Here is a 15,799-nt window from a genome sequence, read left to right as displayed (position 1 = left end):
TTACTCTTTTTTCTCGTGGCTTATAAAAATGGGTGACTCTTTATCGTTTGGATTGAGGGCTTCTGTCAACCGCTGTTGCACTTCTTGTTGCAAAGCATGATCCAGCTCATGCCCGTCGGCAGTGGCGATGATAAACAAGTCCTCGACACGTTCACCAATGGTGGTAATTCTCGCACCGTGCAGTGAAAGAGTGAGATCAGCCAGAATTTGGCCGATCCGTGCCAGCAGACCGGGCCTGTCGAGAGCGACCAGCTCGAGGAATGATTTTCTGTCAGTATGCGTCGGCAGGAATCTGACCTCGGTGGCAACCGAAAAATGACGCAACTTCGCTGCCAGCCGACGTGGCGCAGGGGGATGCCAGCGACGCTGGGTAATCGTCTGTTCCAGCCCAGCACGAATAGACGCATGGCGATCTGCGGACAGTGGCCTGCCATCAGGTTCCAGCATAATAAAGGTATCCATCGCCATACCATCGCGGGTGGTAAAGATCTGCGCATCATGGACACTCAGGTTGCGGCGATCCAGTTCACCACAAACAGCAGCAAACAGATAGGGGCGATCCGGACTCCAGATAAAAATTTCCGTACCGCCACGAGAAGCTTGTGTACTGAGTAAAATCATCGGCTGGCAGAGATCGTGGCGCAACAAATGGCGGGCATGCCAGGCGAGCTGATGAGGCGTATGACGCATAAAGTAGCTGGTACGACAGCGTTTCCAGATTTGCTGTAATCGCGGTTCGTCGATATTTTCTATTCGTAGTAATGCCAGCGCCTGTGACTGATGATGGCGCACCCGTTCCTGTATGTCAGGGGTATTCTGCATCCCAAGGCGTAGCTGTTTTTCGGTGGCGAAATACAGTTCACGCAACAGGCTCTGTTTCCAGCTATTCCATAAGGTTTCATTGGTGGCGCAGATGTCAGCGACCGTCAAACAGAGCAGATAACGCAGCCGCTCTTCAGTCTGAACTTCCTGCGCAAATTGTTTAATTACTTGTGGGTCCTGAATATCACGACGCTGCGCGGTGACGGACATTAACAGATGCTGGCGTACCAGCCAGCAAATCAGTTGCGTTTCCCGCTCACTCAGCGCATGTAGCTTGGCAAATTGCCGTACATCTTCAGCGCCGAGAATAGAGTGATCGCCACCGCGACCTTTCGCGATATCATGGAACAGCGCCGCAATCAGAATCAGCTGTTGACTGGCCAGGCGCGGCCACAATTCACCACACAAGGGATGGCGGCGACGGATCTCATCGCTGGCGAATCTCTCCAGATTCAACATGACGCGAATCGTATGCTCATCAACGGTATAGACATGAAAAAGATCGAACTGCATCTGTCCGACGATATGCGACCACTGAGGCATATAGGCCGATAAGACACCGTGGCGATGCATGGGTAATAGCCCCCGGCTGACCGCATCGGGTAAGCTCAGGATATGAATAAAAATTGACCGCACCTGGGGAATATCACACAACGGCTGCGTCTGATGGCGACGGGCATGACGCAGATGGCGCAGTGTTGTTGAGTAGATACCGGTAATGTTACGGTGACTGACCATTAGCAGGAACATACGCAGAATAGCCTGCGGCTGGCGCATAAACAACGTCTCATCACGCAGGTCAATCAATGAGCCACGTAGCTGAAAATCCTGATCAATGGGTCGCGGTTTCTCATCTTCACTCAGGGCGAGAATCGCCTCCTCAAAGAGCTGTAACAACATGTGATTCAGCTCACTGACCTGATGAGTGACGCGGAATAGATCCTTCATCATGTCTTCGATCGGTTGATTGCCCGCGCCATCATACCCCAGGCGGCGGGCAACACTGAGCTGGCGATCAAACAGCAGCCGGTTATCGTAGCGTGTCAACTCCAGATGCAGAGCAAAGCGAATACGCCACAGTTGATGCAGACAAGTGTTAAGCTCATCGCGTTCTGCGGCGGTCAGGAAACCAAAATCGACCATTTCATCCAGTGACGTGGCACCAAAATGGCGGCGCGCGACCCACTGAAGCGTATGGATATCGCGCAGGCCACCGGGGCTGCTTTTCACGTCTGGCTCAAGGTTATAACTGGTGTCGTGATAGCGTTGATGACGGAGATGTTGTTCTTCTACTTTGGCGGCAAAGAATTGCGCTGAAGGCCAGAAATGATCACTAAAAAGCGCTTTTTGCAGATCCAGAAAGAGAGCCATATTCCCCGTTAAGCAGCGGGATTCAATCAGGTTAGTCGCGACACTCAAATCGGCCAGCCCTTCCTGCAGGCACTCCCTCAGGGTGCGAACACTGTGCCCTACTTCGAGTTTGATATCCCATAACAGCGTCAGAAACTCCCCCACTTTCTGCGCCAGTTGATCCGCAAGCGTATCGTGACTCAAGATCAACAGATCGATATCGGAGAGCGGGTGTAATTCACTACGACCATACCCTCCGACAGCGATTAGCGCCAGATCAGGCTCACGATCAAATCCGTAGTGACGCCACAGGCGCTGAAGTAGCTGATCGATAAACTGACTACGTGCTTTGACTAAAACTTCCGCTGCGATACCGTTATCAAACGCTTCACGCTGGCAGCGCTGAAAAATATCCATCTGTGCCTTAATAGCGGCACAATGCAACGCTTCTGGTGGCCAGTTTTCGGGCGATTCAGGCGCAGGATAAGAGGTCGCTGGGTCAGGCAAAGCGCGGGTCACGGGAGCCCTCCTGATAACGAGGTGAATATTGATAAAAAGGCCGACGCGGGTCGGCCTGGTGATTATGCATCGTGCGTGATTATCGCCGGGATAGTGTCATCCTGGCGTAGGGTCAGAATTTCACAACCGTTATCGGTCACCGCAATCGTATGCTCATACTGGGCAGATAAACTACGATCCCGGGTTTTCACTGTCCAGCCATCTTTCATCGTGCGGATCTCTTTTTTGCCCGCATTGACCATCGGCTCAATCGTAAACGTCATTCCGGGCTGAAGCACGACATCGGTTTCCGGGGAGTCGTAGTGCAATACCTGTGGCTCTTCATGGAAACCCCGGCCAATACCATGACCGCAGTATTCACGCACCACGGAAAAATTTTCCGCCTCGACAAATTTCTGGATCGCGGCACCGATAGTGCGCAGATTGACACCCGGTTTGACCATTTTCAGCGCCAGATAGAGGCTCTCCTGCGTGATACGACACAGGCGTTCACCCAGAATCGTCGGTTTACCGACGATAAACATTTTTGACGTATCGCCGTGAAAGCCATCTTTAATGACCGTGACATCAATATTGACGATATCACCGTTCTTCAGGTGTTTTGCATCATCGGGGATGCCATGGCAAACGACTTCGTTAATCGAAATACATACCGATTTGGGGTAGCCGTGATAGCCCAGACAGGCGGAGATGGCTTTTTGCTGATTAACGATATAGTCATTGCAGAGACGATCCAGCTCTCCCGTACTCACGCCTGGTTTGACATAAGGTGCGATCATCTCCAGCACTTCAGCGGCCAGACGCCCGGCAACGCGCATTTTTTCGATGTCCTGAGAGGTTTTAATAGATATAGCCATAGCATGTGTCCATCTGTATCAATTTTTCGACAAATAGTAGAGTAAGTCCGCTGATTAGTCGCTATTTTTTTCATCTCCATCATCCGGCCTTGCTCCACACGCCCAATCTGCAGCATGAGAAGTCACCTGATTCCATCATGGTGTGGTTCCTGCCGTCAACCCTGCCCTCTGTCTGGCAGGAGCTGGGGCGGTTACGCCACGGGTGAATTACCGCAAGGGAGCAGAGCCGCCGTCAGGAGGGTTACAATGAAGATATCAAACGCAGGCAGATACACAATTTAAATTACAGGCTCTTATCGCCCGCCAGACAGATTATTTAGAGTCTTTAAATAACTTTAATTCCTGAGATGTTCTCCATTTTTTAATTTCTCCGAATATTCCCAATGGTGAGCATTCAATTTCATCAGGCGCATTAAAAATTAGTCCATTACCGAGTGGGTGCTGGGTGATTTTAACTACGTGCATTTGTAAGTCATCAATAAATTTCCTAAAATCCTTTTGCATTAATCCGTTTTTATTCTCAAAAAAATTAGATGGCAGTTCAATAAACTCTGACTCAGTATAATCGCTTATTGTTTTCTCATTATCTATTAGCATTTTTATGTATTCCTGTATGTAAGCGAGGAGTAGTAACGTTGATATTATCCACATTAAACACATCTCCGCCATGCTGGATTTCTTCTAAATGATGAAGTTCAAAAGTTATTCTGCCACCCACCTGTTCTGAAGGGACAGGATAAGGCGCTAGCCCCATGCTTATTAGGGTTTGGTTGGAAGGTTTAAAATCCTTCATAAGTTCTGGACACTCTGCCACAGCAAGCCAAAACGCCCCCCTGAAATGGTTAAAGTTGCGGAAGGATTTTCCTCTAAGTTTATCAGCAATTTGCGCTGGTACAGGAGCCACCAGCTCAGACCAGAGCTGGCGGCCTCAAGCCATTTTTCAGAACCTGATAGCACCTCACCTTTCCCTGTTGCCACACCAGGCTCATCTCTCGCGAAATTCTATTGAGTTATGAATCTTTAAATAATGGGAGCCTTTTTGACTTTCTCCATGCTTTGATTGTCTGGACAATTCCCTCGGGAGAATCATCTTCACCATCTTCTGGATAATAAATAAGGCCATTACCTCTTGGGTGTTGCACTAGCTCTTCGAACTTTGATACTAATGCATGATGTTTTTCCTCCGAATTTGAATTAACCTCCACAATGTCGGTTACGAATTGGATAAATTCGTTTTCAGTATAATCACTAAGTTTTTTATATGAGGCTGTCATTCACTTTTTCCTCCTGTGAATATCAATATTCCTTCTCGGGGTGGTGACTGATAAATTATCCATATCAAATACCTTCCCTCCATCTATTATTCTCTTATTATGATGGATTTCAAATGTTTTGCGACCTCCAGCCTGCTCTTCTGGAATCGTAAATGGTGCATATCCCTTCTTGATTAACGCCTGATTACTCCTCGTAAATTGAGAAAGCAATTCTGGACACTCAGCCACAGCAAGCCAAAACGCCTCCCTGAAATGGTCAAATCCTGGTCTATCGGCCTGATGTCGCTGCCGGTATGTGAGGGAAGGTCACTGCCCTCTGGCCTCTCCGGTGTCCAGGTAATCAGTGGGCCATCAACACTGTGAGCCGGTGTGAACTCATAGCGGTTATTTTCACTATTCCACACCATGTTTGCCGTGCGCACACCTTCATACGGCGTCCCTTCACCGGTATGGACGCCACAGACCCGCAGGTTGCCCTGCTCATCCTGGCGCCAGAAGAATCTTACCCGGGTTGTTGCTTTTGCTCCGGTAAGGGCTTTCTGCCTCAGCTCTTCTTCGTACCAGAATTCATCCCGTCCAGGAACCCGGTCACTCCCTTCACCCGCAGACGGAATGTAAAGCGCAGACATCAGTGCTCCCATACCCGATAGCGCCCCTGGTCATCCAGGTGGGCGTATATGTCGTTCTTTTCCCGGCTTTCAATCCGCGCTGGCAGCGTGCCCGCAATCACCGGACGCGGGATTTCTGCCGGACGGTAACAGTAACGTTCGGTATAAGGCATACCCCATACCGAGACATGGAGACGGGAGTCACGGCTGCCCCGGAAGGTTACCAGCGTCAGAATGACTCCGTCCTTCAGCGCCCTGATGATGTTGCCCTGTGGCTCCAGCACCTGCCCGGGCGTGAGGTGTGAGGCATTGCTGAACAGGTGAACACGGGCGGTTTTGTTCAGCGCACGCTCATGGTGAAGCCGGGCGTAGAATGCCCCGCTTTCGGTTTCCGGTTCTGGCTCTGTGTCGTCGCCCGCTTCGCGATACGGCGCGGCGTAGCGGTAATGCTCCCCGGTCGTTACTGCGTCATTACGTACACTGACCGTCGTATCCATCGGCATGGAGGCGGTGCGATAGTTGTAGTCACGGCTCATGACCGTGCCGGTGGCCAGGTTATACCAGCTGCGCACGTCCCAGACTGACTCCGCTGCGCCATCAAACAGGCCAGATGGCTCGCAGTACGGCAGGCGCACATCAAACTGATAGTTGAGCGGGCTGTCGGCAAAAATGAACGTATCCAGCTCGCGGGTATTGTCCATTTCGGTGCGCCAGTAAATCCCCACCTCCGACAGGATACGCTGGATAAACTGCAAATCCGTTTCCTGCCATTGGGTGATTAGATCAAAGTTCCGTCAGTAACGGAAGAAGGCCCAGATCCAGAAGTCTTATTTCAATATCATTAGCCTTGCCGATATGTTCTTTATTATTTCCATCAAATATCTCTTCAGTTGAAACAACTATCGTTCCAGTTTTTTTACTATCCTTCAGAACAGGGACAACTCTGGCAGCACATGGAATCAGGTCAGGTGAAATAATAGCTGGAATGAATAGCATCCATCCGCAAGATATTCTGTCGGGGAATACTTTTTTATACACTTCATCATATCCATTTTCTTTAGGAATAATTTCAGGAAAACTATACCCTCCTGACTCAACATTAAGATATGTGCAATTTTCATTCAGACTAAGCATATGGTGCATAAATTCCAGCATTCGGTCAGATGACAATTTTGTGCTTATAAGGGAAACTGGAAACTCAATAACAAGCGACATAGGATTTTTTCGCCGATTAGAGCTTGAGTAAGATGATGTTAAATCAATTCCAGCACTGCTATCATCTTCTTCACCATCCCAAATACCCTCTCCAAAAAAAGGATAATTTTTCTGATATCTTTTTTCCCATTTTGATAAGATTTCTTTTGGAACCATCATGTCATCAACAAATACCTGATATTGTAATGCCTGTTTTCTTGAATATCCTTTTAAAAACCATTTTTTGTGTTTACCAAGCATTTGTTCAAAATGCAAACTAACATCGCGAAAAATGCTGGTAGCATGAGAGATTTCAATTGGTGAACTTACTCCAAATTCTTGTTCAACTCTGATGTTTAAAGTTACGGTTGCCATCTTGTGATAATATCCTTATATCGCAAAAAAATTTTCGAAAAGTAACGATAGCTGACAGGTTGCATAAATATCCAAACGATTTTCAACGGTTGATTTACTGTTGCGACAGCCTGATGCCGGGCTGCCTGGTTAATCGCACTGTTATTGCCAGTCCACCAGTTTTTTTCTGGCCATCAGCCTTAAAAAACTGATCATACCGCGCCTTCGCCTCCTGGAACTGACATAGTTTATCTTTCCAGCTATCAAACGACACGCCGCAGTATTTAAACCCGAATTCTGCACACTCTCGTGCCATTCCTTTTTTGAGCACATTACTGGAATGTGCACAGAATTTATAGCATTCTCTGATAACCAGCACAACCGTCTGTTAATAGCCGTTATTTATCTAATTCATATGACTCGTAACCGTATTTCTCCGGATAGAAAAGATAATGCTTTTCATTATAAACATACATAATTGAATCATATGCTCCAATATTCGCAGTACCATAAAAAAGTGATGGTCTGAATATAACACGATGATCTTTATCATAGAGAATAAAATAATAATCTCTCCCTTGCAGGAATTTATAAAATGAATATGGAGATATTATTTTTGTTCTATACACTACTACTGTATATTTTTTATCAGGACTGACACGTGAGAAAATCACATCATGATCACTCACGAATAATGTTGAGGGTAAAAAAAACCAGGCTACAAAAAAGATAATCAATATAATAATTGTTCTTATTTTCATAATTTTATTATCCTTTTTTGAACTAATGGTTCTGTCCAGTATACATCTGAGAAAATCATAAAATCCCCTCCCGTGTTATGCTTGTTTTGCCATTTACGAAAATCAGCATTAAACACCGGAACAAAGCCTGAAAATTTACGAGCCAGATCGCCACAGTCCGCATACAAGTAAGATGACATATATAATGTTGCCCCCTGTCTGGAGGAGCCTGTGATTTAAATTGTGTATCCACCTTGTTTTTATGAATGGCTATAATGTGATACCTGTTTTTACTTATCATAGCTCTATGATGATGAACAATTAATTAAAGCTTCACTTATTTTCATGATTAGTTCATTTTTATCCCACTTTGATGATGTTCTGAATGTCGGTTCGTCCCAGTTCTCATCAGATATAACCTGAACAATAAATTCCCCACTCTCTTCAAATCCTGGATACCAGCCAATGTCGACGATATTCCCATTTGTGAATGATAATTGAAACAGGTCTTCATCAAGTTTATTTACTTGTTCATATATACTTTTAGTAAAGTCCAGGGTTGAAAGTTCATCATAAACGCTCGCCACATTGTCCAGCTGATAAACTTTATCCAGAAAACGATAGCTTTTTTTCATTTTATTAACTTCCCAGCCTCTTGAGGCCCTATTGGATGAGAGTGAATAGTTCCTTTTGATTCTTTAGTTACTACCCAATTGGTTTCTTTACCTTTGTAAGCGCCTTGCACGCTATCGAACTTTTTGACCTTCCAATTCTGACCATTTGTTGTAGAAGTGCCATTTTCCCAAACATCGTGATCTATAGACTCAATATTAACTTCGGGCTTAAATTTCGCAGGACCAGACTTTGTGTTTTTCACTACTTCATTCCAGGGCTTATTTTTAGGTGGGTAGTGCTTGTAGCCATGAGTATAAGATGTTTTGACCTCATTGAGATACACATAAATTGGCTTAATCCCTGAATCCGCCGGGAACACCAGAATATAATCATTCAGATCGCGCTCTGCCGGCACCGGGAATGGTGGAGTCGTGTATTCATCTTTACCGTCAGGGATTGGTGTAACCAGTATTGTTTCCTGGTCTATCGGCCTGATGTCGCTGCCGGTATGTGAGGGAAGGTCACTGCCTTCTGGCCTCTCCGGCGTCCAGGTAATCAGCGGGCCATCGACACTGTGAGCCGGTGTGAACTCATAGCGGTTATTTTCACTATTCCACACCATGTTTGCCGTGCGCACACCTTCATACGGCGTCCCTTCACCGGTATGGACACCATAGACCCGCATATTGCCCTGCTCATCCTGGCGCCAGAAGAATCTTACCCGGGTTGTCGCTTTTGCTCCGGTAAGGGCTTTCTGCCGCAGTTCTCCCTCATACCAGAATTCATCCCGTCCAGGAACCCGGTCACTCCCTTCACCCGCAGACGGAATGTAGAGCGCAGACATCAGTGCTCCCACATACGGAATGCCCCGGGCCGCGCCCAGGACGCCGGTCAGGGACCATTTCCCCCACACCGGAATCATAACGCCAGTGCCGGTTCCCTGAGCAAACGGTACAGCCAATGCCCGAACAGGAAGCATTGCTCCACCGACGTCAGGCTTCCATTTTTGGGCTGTTCGGGGAGGCTGAACGACTTCATCCTCTTCATACTCATGGCCGTAGCCGCAGCAGTCGTCCCCGACAGGCTGAGCAAAAATAACCATCTGGCCAAAGTTACCCGCGGGCTCTTGCGCTGTACCGGCATCAGTACAGCCTTTCTCCTTCAGGCAGGATTTTGCATACACCGGCGTCACCCACGGGGTGCGGGTTTCGGGGTTAAACTCCCGCATCGTTACCGGAGGCGGCATGGATACGGACTCCACAGGTCGGGTGCTGGCTGATGCCGCCATCGATCTTTTCAACCTTCCGCATATACGTTGCCGTTGTGCCGTACTCCACCTTCCCGGCCTCCAGCCGCAGATAACTGCCGCCGCCGATGAGCGTGATGCGCTTCTTTCCGGCAAAGGAGATGTCGCTCTCCGAGCTCAGCGTCAGCTTCTTTTCCGCAAACAACCGCAGGCTGTCATTTTGCGCCTGCATCTCCACCGGCCCTTCTCCGGATTTCAGGCTCAGCGGGCCGGTGTGGGCAAACAGTCCCGGCTTCTCCCCGGCCAGGGCCGTCATATTGCCCATCACTCCGATGCTGATATCCCCTCCGGCGTTGACAGCCACGTTTTGCGCGGCGGTCAGCTGCATATCTTCACCGCTGGTCAGCGCCACACCTTCCGGCGCCGAAAAAAGTATCGCCTCATTGAGCGGCTTCAGCCGCTGCTCAAACATCTGTATCTGACTGTCAATATCCGCTTTCAGCGCCTGTGCCTGTTCTGCTGCCTCTGTCAGCTGTTGCAGGTACTGACTGAGTCGTTCGATTTCCTTCAGCGCCGCATCCCTGTCCAGCGCTTCACCCTGTGCTTTCGCCTGAGCATCCGCACTGATAAACAGCCCTTTACCGGCGCGGATAACCCCGTGTTCATCGGTGCGCAGTTCACTCCCTGCGCCGCGGTATTTTCCCTGGCTGTCCACCAGGTGTCCGCTGTTGAGCTGGGTTTTGCCATATTCCGTGGTGAGTTTGATATGCTCCTCTCCGCGTTTGTCTTCCATCCGTAGTTTCGAATTAGCGGGCGTTCTGAGGATATTCCGGGTGTGGTTATGCCGGTTCACGGGGTCCGGATGTTCAGCATCGTGCAGGGCATACGCAATGTACGGCAGGTCAATATCACCATTGCTGTACGCAATCGCCACTTCAGTGCCGTCAGTCAGCGGTGTATGCCAGCCCAGGGTGTCACCGGCATACGGCTTCGCCATCCGCAGCCACAGATAACCAAATCCCCGCTCTGTTTCTTCGCGGTCGAAGTCCAGCTTTACCCGGTAGCGCCCCTGGTCATCCAGGTGGGCGTATATGTCGTTCTTTTCCCGGCTTTCAATCCGTGCTGGCAGCGTGCCCGCAATCACCGGACGCGGGATTTCTGCCGGACGGTAACAGTAACGTTCGGTATAAGGCATACCCCATACCGAGACATGGAGACGGGAGTCACGGCTGCCCCGGAAGGTCACCAGCGTCAGAATGACTCCGTCCTTCAGCGCCCTGATGATGTTGCCCTGCGGCTCCAGCACCTGTCCCGGAGTAAGATGTGAGGCATTGCTGAACAGGTGTATCCGGGCGGTTTTGTTCAGCGCACGCTCATGGTGAAGCCGGGCGTAGAATGCCCCGCTTTCGGTTAACGGTTCTGGCTCAGTGTCATCTCCCGCCTCGCGATATGGCACAGCGTAGCGGTAATGCTCCCCGGTCGTTACTGCGTCATTACGTACACTGACCGCCGTATCCATCGGCGTGGAGGCGGTGCGATAGTTGTAGTCACGGCTCCTGACCGTGCCGGTGGCCAGATTATGCCAGCTGCGCACATCCCAGACTGACTCTGCTGCGCCATCAAACAGGCCAGATGGCTCGCAGTACGGCAGGCGCACATCAAACTGATAGTTGAGCGGGCTGTCGGCAAAAATATACGTATCCAGCTCGCGGGTGTGGTCCATCTCCGTGCGCCAGTAAATCCCCACCTCCGACAGAATGCGCTGGATGAACTGCAAATCCGTTTCCCGCCACTGGGTGATAACTTCACGCGCCGGGCAGGTGCGCTCCAGCCTGAATTCAAAATCTGGCCCCTCCAGCCCGTGTCTGCGCAACACCTGCTCCACCACCTCCGGCACCGACTGGTTCTGAAAAACAGCGCTCTGCCGGGTGTATTCCAGCAGCGCCAGGCGGGAGCTGAGCGTGACCCGGTAATGTGACTGCTCTTTTGAAGTGGAGAGCCATTCGAGGCAGGTGATAATGCCGTGAACATTTTTACCGCTGCGCATCCGGAAAGAGGCATATTTCATCAGCACCTGTTCCGGGGTGATATTCGCCTGCTGGCTTGTGAACTCAATCTCCCATCGGAACGGTTCGCTCAGGGCTTCCCGGCCGCGAAAGCGCAGAATATCCGGCTTTACCGGACTGTTATTGATATCCAGAAAGTAACGGCTCTGCCCGCCAGAAAGCGCCTGCACGTTATCCATGATGTTACTCCAGTGAGTCATACCGTAAGTGCAAACCAACAGCAAAATAAAGAGATATCCAGTGGATATAAATTATCGGAATTGATCTGGCAAAGCGAGTTTTTCAGTAAGGCAAAAATGTGTGCCACTGGCGCATGGATGCGAAAACCTGTTCACTGATGCTTGAAATCATTCTTTGAAAGTATGCCAATATAATGGATATTATGACTTAGATCCTGGCCCACCAGGCGTTATTGGCGCAGCCAGTTTGGACACGGACAGCGCAGAGAAACCGCAGCGTACACGTAGTACGTGAGGATTTCGAGCACTGCCCAGGACCAAAATGGCAAGTAAAATAGCCTAATGGGAGAGGCTCTTAATCAGAAGACTGGAAAATATGATTAGACATGCTCCTGATGCCTCTGCATCAGGCGCTGTCAGGAGGGGATAAATTTTCTGTGTGAACAGTTTTCTCAATGATGAGGGTAAATCAGTAATCACCTGATTTTTTAGCTGCGAAATTTTCAGGGGTTCCGGCGTAGAACCCCTGACAATGAGAATTTCAGCCACGACGTGCCTTGACCGCGTCGGCTAGCTGGCGCAGAAGAAGCGCCGAGTCTTGCCAGCCGATACATGCATCGGTCACGCTCTTGCCGTAAACAAGCGGAGTTCCGCCCTCCAGGCTTTGATTTCCTTCCTGCAGATGGCTTTCAACCATCACCCCGATAATCGCCTGTTGACCACCGGCAATTTGCTGACAGACATCCGCCCCTACTTCCATCTGTTTTTTAAACTGTTTACTGGAATTAGCATGGCTGAAATCGATCATGACGCGGCCAGGCAAGCCCGCTTTTTCGAGCTCCGTTTTGACCCTGGCGACGTCTTCCGCACTATAGTTCGGCACTTTACCGCCACGCAGGATAATATGGCAATCATTGTTACCTGCGGTGTTAACAATAGCCGAATGTCCCCATTTGGTGACCGACAAAAAGCAGTGTGAGGCCCCCGCGGCATTGATGGCATCAATCGCTACTTTGATCGTGCCATCGGTGCCATTTTTAAACCCAACCGGACAGGAAAGCCCGGAAGCCAGTTCGCGATGGACCTGAGATTCCGTTGTCCGTGCCCCGATGGCGCCCCAGCTCATCAAATCCGTGACATACTGCGGGGTAATCATATCGAGAAATTCCCCGGCGGCAGGCAATCCACTGTCGTTAATTTCCAGCAATAACTGACGAGCAATGCGCAATCCCTGATTAATATCGAAGCTGCCATTCATGTAAGGGTCGTTAATCAGTCCTTTCCAGCCAATCGTGGTACGCGGTTTTTCAAAATAGACCCGCATGATGACTTCCAGCTCTCCCTTCAGCTCTTCACGCAGTGCCAGAAGGCGTCCGGCATACTCTTTGGCCGCTTCAGGATCATGAATGGAGCAAGGTCCAATAATAACCAGCAATCTGTCATCATCACCGGTGAGAATGCGGTGAATAGCATCACGTGCATGAGCTACCGTGTTCACGGCATTTTCAGTTGCCGGAAAATTTTCCAGCAACGCAACCGGTGGTAATAATTCCCTGATCTGTTTAATGCGTAAATCGTCGTTCTGATAATTCATTGTTTGCCTGTATCGTCATAATTGACTCATTAAGTGAGATTTTTCCAATCTACCCAGGCACCCGATAAGTGTAAACCGGAATTTACAGAACCAAAGTTAATTCCCTGATTCTGCAATGAATAATCTGCATGACTGGCTATTGTTCAACGCGACAGGCAGTGAGAGCCATGTTGACGCGCACGCTTCATCCATACCCGGCTACCATTAAAGGCGATAAAGGTTAAAAGCAGATACTCCAGTGACATGGCATATACACCCTGAAGGGCAAAAATAACGATACTTATTATGTTGATAATCAACCAGAGTAACCAGTTTTCCACATATTTTCGGGTCATCAGAATCATTGCGACAATAGACAATATCGTCATGCAGGCGTCCCAGAACGGAAAGGCATCAGGCTGAAGCTCGGGCATCGTTACGGATAAGCCCAGTGCCTGCATCAGACTGACGGCGAGCGATGTCAGGGTAGCAAATACCGGATCGATATATACCGTCATCAAAGTAATCGCCACAATACAGATCGCCAGCCAGATCAGGGCTTTTGACAAAGGTAGCCAGCGGATCTGTAATTCCGCTTGATGGTTGCTGATGGTTCGTGACCATGCATTCCAGCCATAAATATTCGCAGCGAAGAAAAATATCTGTAGCAGTAAGCTGGCGTAGAGCTGGATCTGAAAAAAGATGATCGCGAACAGGGTCACGTTGATCAATCCAAAGGCATAGTTGCTGATTTTTTCCAGACTCGCCAGCCAGATACATAACAGCCCCGCCACCGTGCCGACGGCCTCTATCCAGGAGAGATCATATCCTCCGCTTCCGACGGGTATATGTAGCATAATATTGAGTGTACTGAAAAAATCCATAACGTCCCCAAAAGGTATCATGATGAAATTGACTGTTATTATCCGGATACCGGCAACCGCGTTGCCGCTCTTGTTTTATATACTAAACAAAACAGGCAAATATACCAAAAAAATATGAAAAATTTTATCCGCGTTGTGGATATTCGATTGATATATAAAACAAAAGATAAGGAAAAGAGGATAAGAGAGGATAAAAAGTGTGGTGGGTCGTGCAGGATTCGAACCTGCGACCAATTGATTAAAAGTCAACTGCTCTACCGACTGAGCTAACGACCCGCTCGAAAACTGCTGATGATGTGTGCCACTCGCGCCAGTCTTATACTGGTGGGTCGTGCAGGGCTCGAACCTGCGACCGATTGATTAAGAGTCAACTGCTCTACCAACTGAGCTAACGACCCGAGTGGTGGGTGATGACGGGATCGAACCGCCGACCCTCTCCTTGTAAGGGAGATGCTCTCCCGGCTGAGCTAATCACCCGATACTACGCGACAAAGACATGCTATACAACACTGGTGGGTCGTGCAGGATTCGAACCTGCGACCAATTGATTAAAAGTCAACTGCTCTACCGACTGAGCTAACGACCCATGTCCGTTGCCTGATATCCAATGGCAACGGCGGCATATATTACTGATTTAGACGTGCTGCGCAACAAGTATTTCGCTAAAAGGTATCTGAATGCTTAGAATTCACGCAGCAAGACCAGAAATAATACAATTGCTGGTCATTGTCTTCTTATCCGGCAGCATCAAGCCGTTTCCGGGCTTGTCTGGCCCCATCGCTACCGGGATATTTGCTCACTACCTGCTGATAAACAGCCTTTGCTTTCACCATATCGCCTTTATCCTGCATAATCACACCGACTTTAAACATCGCGTCAGGTGCTTTTGGTGATGTGGGATAATTTTTCACCACCGAGGCAAAGTAGTAAGCTGCATCATCTTTCTTCCCCTTATTATAATTCAACTGACCAAGCCAGTAATTCGCATTCGGCTGATAAGTGGAGTCCGGATATTTTTTTACGAAATTCTGGAACGCGGCCAGTGCTTCATCCTGACGGGCAGGATCTTTTACCAGGGCAATCGCGACATTATAATCCGTATTCGCATCATCCACTGAGGTTGATACATCGGTGGAAGCAGGAGGCTGTGTCACCTGGTTTTCCGGGGATGACGCACCCTGTGAACTCGCCGCCCCCCCGCTCTGATGCAGGCCCTCTATCTGCGACAGAATTTGCTTCTGGCGATCGATAATCTGGCTAATCTGATACTGATTTTCCTGAATCTGACCACGTAACGAATCAATATCACTCTGATTATCCGCGAGCTGCTGCTGAAGCTGGGATAAGAGTTGATTATGAGCGTTGGAAATTCGTTCCAGTTGCGTGATACGATCTTCGTCTGACCCCGTGCCGACACTGCCAACAGGTGCCTGAGCAAAAGCGACCCCAGGGGCCGCTATACTCATCAGCAACGACAGACTCAATAGATGATATCTGAAGTAAGTGCTCATGCCATTC

General features: G+C 49.0%; 13 protein-coding genes, 4 tRNA genes and 3 pseudogenes. All 20 read right to left on the bottom strand.

Going from position 1 to position 15,799, the window contains the following annotated elements:
* Positions 1-2,691, bottom strand: a complete 2,691-nt coding sequence (gene glnD / locus PT300_06535) for a bifunctional uridylyltransferase/uridylyl-removing protein GlnD (GenBank protein MDF7680271.1) — start codon at positions 2,689-2,691, stop codon at positions 1-3.
* Between the two features lie 62 nt (positions 2,692-2,753).
* A complete protein-coding gene (map, locus tag PT300_06530; protein ID MDF7680270.1) occupies positions 2,754-3,548 on the bottom strand; it encodes a type I methionyl aminopeptidase in 795 nt (264 codons plus the stop codon).
* Between the two features lie 312 nt (positions 3,549-3,860).
* The gene (locus PT300_06525; GenBank protein MDF7680269.1) at positions 3,861-4,145 is read right to left on the bottom strand and encodes a bacteriocin immunity protein; all 285 of its coding nucleotides are present in this window, start codon (positions 4,143-4,145) and stop codon (positions 3,861-3,863) included.
* On the bottom strand, positions 4,132-4,452 hold the full coding sequence (locus PT300_06520; GenBank protein ID MDF7680268.1) for an HNH endonuclease: 321 nt from the start codon (positions 4,450-4,452) through the stop codon (positions 4,132-4,134). The genes PT300_06525 and PT300_06520 overlap by 14 nt, the downstream gene beginning before the upstream one ends.
* Positions 4,453-4,558: 106 nt before the next feature.
* Positions 4,559-4,822 carry a bacteriocin immunity protein gene (locus PT300_06515; protein ID MDF7680267.1) on the bottom strand — a complete coding sequence of 88 codons (264 nt, stop codon included), beginning with the start codon at positions 4,820-4,822 and terminating at the stop codon, positions 4,559-4,561.
* Positions 4,823-5,463, bottom strand: a pseudogene (locus PT300_06510) (S-type pyocin domain-containing protein). It abuts the gene before it with no gap.
* Positions 5,463-6,215: pseudogene (locus PT300_06505) on the bottom strand (contractile injection system protein, VgrG/Pvc8 family). Before PT300_06505 ends, PT300_06510 begins: the two co-directional pseudogenes overlap by 1 nt.
* Entirely contained in the window at positions 6,214-6,564 is a 351-nt protein-coding gene (locus PT300_06500) for an Imm52 family immunity protein (protein MDF7680266.1), read from the bottom strand. Before PT300_06500 ends, PT300_06505 begins: the two are co-directional and overlap by 2 nt.
* A 529-nt stretch (positions 6,565-7,093) precedes the next feature.
* Positions 7,094-7,294, bottom strand: a complete 201-nt coding sequence (locus PT300_06495) for a Tox-REase-5 domain-containing protein (GenBank protein MDF7680265.1) — start codon at positions 7,292-7,294, stop codon at positions 7,094-7,096.
* Positions 7,295-7,376: 82 nt separating this feature from the next.
* A complete protein-coding gene (locus tag PT300_06490; GenBank protein MDF7680264.1) occupies positions 7,377-7,739 on the bottom strand; it encodes a DUF6201 family protein in 363 nt (120 codons plus the stop codon).
* Complete coding sequence (locus PT300_06485) at positions 7,736-7,918, bottom strand: DUF6402 family protein (protein ID MDF7680263.1); 183 nt, start codon at positions 7,916-7,918, stop codon at positions 7,736-7,738. The genes PT300_06490 and PT300_06485 overlap by 4 nt, the downstream gene beginning before the upstream one ends.
* A gap of 105 nt (positions 7,919-8,023) precedes the next feature.
* Positions 8,024-8,353: a hypothetical protein gene (locus tag PT300_06480; GenBank protein MDF7680262.1), complete on the bottom strand. Its 330-nt coding sequence runs from the start codon at positions 8,351-8,353 to the stop codon at positions 8,024-8,026.
* Positions 8,350-11,824: pseudogene (gene vgrG, locus PT300_06475) on the bottom strand (type VI secretion system tip protein VgrG). The gene PT300_06480 and the pseudogene vgrG overlap by 4 nt, the downstream one beginning before the upstream one ends.
* Before the next feature lie 541 nt (positions 11,825-12,365).
* Positions 12,366-13,418 (bottom strand): 3-deoxy-7-phosphoheptulonate synthase AroG, encoded by a 1,053-nt coding sequence (gene aroG, locus PT300_06470; protein MDF7680261.1) that lies wholly within the window; start codon positions 13,416-13,418, stop codon positions 12,366-12,368.
* Positions 13,419-13,561: 143 nt separating this feature from the next.
* Positions 13,562-14,281, bottom strand: a complete 720-nt coding sequence (pnuC, locus tag PT300_06465; protein ID MDF7680260.1) for a nicotinamide riboside transporter PnuC — start codon at positions 14,279-14,281, stop codon at positions 13,562-13,564.
* A 200-nt stretch (positions 14,282-14,481) separates the two neighbouring features.
* A tRNA-Lys gene (locus PT300_06460) sits at positions 14,482-14,557 on the bottom strand.
* 46 nt (positions 14,558-14,603) lie between these two features.
* A tRNA-Lys gene (locus PT300_06455) sits at positions 14,604-14,679 on the bottom strand.
* Between the two features lie 3 nt (positions 14,680-14,682).
* Positions 14,683-14,758: transfer RNA gene (locus PT300_06450), tRNA-Val, on the bottom strand.
* Positions 14,759-14,791: 33 nt separating this feature from the next.
* Positions 14,792-14,867: transfer RNA gene (locus tag PT300_06445), tRNA-Lys, on the bottom strand.
* 148 nt (positions 14,868-15,015) lie between these two features.
* Positions 15,016-15,792 carry a cell division protein CpoB gene (gene cpoB / locus PT300_06440; GenBank protein ID MDF7680259.1) on the bottom strand — a complete coding sequence of 259 codons (777 nt, stop codon included), beginning with the start codon at positions 15,790-15,792 and terminating at the stop codon, positions 15,016-15,018.
* Positions 15,793-15,799 lie beyond the last annotated feature (7 nt).

It is taken from the genome of Enterobacteriaceae bacterium ESL0689 (assembly GCA_029433525.1).
Lineage (GTDB): Bacteria > Pseudomonadota > Gammaproteobacteria > Enterobacterales > Enterobacteriaceae > JAQTIF01.
This window is presented reverse-complemented; position numbering and strand designations above follow the sequence as displayed.

Excerpts from the sequence above, each read along its gene's own strand:
- map (MDF7680270.1), bottom strand. The coding sequence starts at position 3,548 with ATGGCTATATCTATTAAAACCTCTCAGGACATCGAAAAAATGCGCGTT.
- PT300_06525 (MDF7680269.1), bottom strand. The coding sequence starts at position 4,145 with ATGCTAATAGATAATGAGAAAACAATAAGCGATTATACTGAGTCAGAG.
- PT300_06515 (MDF7680267.1), bottom strand. The coding sequence starts at position 4,822 with ATGACAGCCTCATATAAAAAACTTAGTGATTATACTGAAAACGAATTT.
- PT300_06500 (MDF7680266.1), bottom strand. The coding sequence starts at position 6,564 with ATGCTTAGTCTGAATGAAAATTGCACATATCTTAATGTTGAGTCAGGA.
- PT300_06495 (MDF7680265.1), bottom strand. The coding sequence starts at position 7,294 with ATGGCACGAGAGTGTGCAGAATTCGGGTTTAAATACTGCGGCGTGTCG.
- PT300_06490 (MDF7680264.1), bottom strand. The coding sequence starts at position 7,739 with ATGAAAATAAGAACAATTATTATATTGATTATCTTTTTTGTAGCCTGG.
- PT300_06485 (MDF7680263.1), bottom strand. The coding sequence starts at position 7,918 with ATGTCATCTTACTTGTATGCGGACTGTGGCGATCTGGCTCGTAAATTT.
- PT300_06480 (MDF7680262.1), bottom strand. The coding sequence starts at position 8,353 with ATGAAAAAAAGCTATCGTTTTCTGGATAAAGTTTATCAGCTGGACAAT.
- aroG (MDF7680261.1), bottom strand. The coding sequence starts at position 13,418 with ATGAATTATCAGAACGACGATTTACGCATTAAACAGATCAGGGAATTA.
- pnuC (MDF7680260.1), bottom strand. The coding sequence starts at position 14,281 with ATGGATTTTTTCAGTACACTCAATATTATGCTACATATACCCGTCGGA.
- cpoB (MDF7680259.1), bottom strand. The coding sequence starts at position 15,792 with ATGAGCACTTACTTCAGATATCATCTATTGAGTCTGTCGTTGCTGATG.